The organism is Comamonas halotolerans (genome assembly GCF_030162935.1).
Classification (GTDB): Bacteria; Pseudomonadota; Gammaproteobacteria; order Burkholderiales; family Burkholderiaceae_C; genus Comamonas; species Comamonas halotolerans.
Genome location: NZ_JASAUZ010000052.1, coordinates 1 through 374, shown reverse-complemented (window position 1 = coordinate 374; position 374 = coordinate 1). Strand labels below are relative to the sequence as shown.

The following is a 374-nucleotide window of genomic DNA, read 5'->3' as shown; positions in this document are numbered from 1 at the left end:
CGCATCTGTGCCAGGTGCGACCAGGTCGTAGGCCTGCTGTGCACTGACTGATTGAATTGGATTACCTGCTTTATCGTGTGCTGCGCCGGCAGCCACCGTCACCACAATTTCACCCACGGTGCCATTGGCTGGCGGTGTTACTTCCAATGTATAGACATTGGAATTGATTTGAGTGAATTGTCCAGCGACACCGCCGGTAACCTGAATATCAGCCGCATCAAAGTCATTCACGGCCTCACTGAATGTGAAGGTGAAGGTGACCTTGCCGTCTTTACCAACAATGCCTTCAACGTTATCAGTGATCGAGAGTACAGGTACTACTGCGTCCACGGTGACCGAGGCTTCACCGCTGGTGTTGCCGGCAGGGTCGGTGG

At 53.7% G+C, this 374-nt stretch carries 1 protein-coding gene; it reads right to left on the bottom strand.

Annotated features, from left to right (window positions below; translation table 11 throughout):
* Positions 1–374, bottom strand: a 374-nt coding sequence (locus tag QEP11_RS15660) for an Ig-like domain-containing protein (RefSeq protein WP_284337585.1), incomplete at both ends; no start/stop codon positions are given.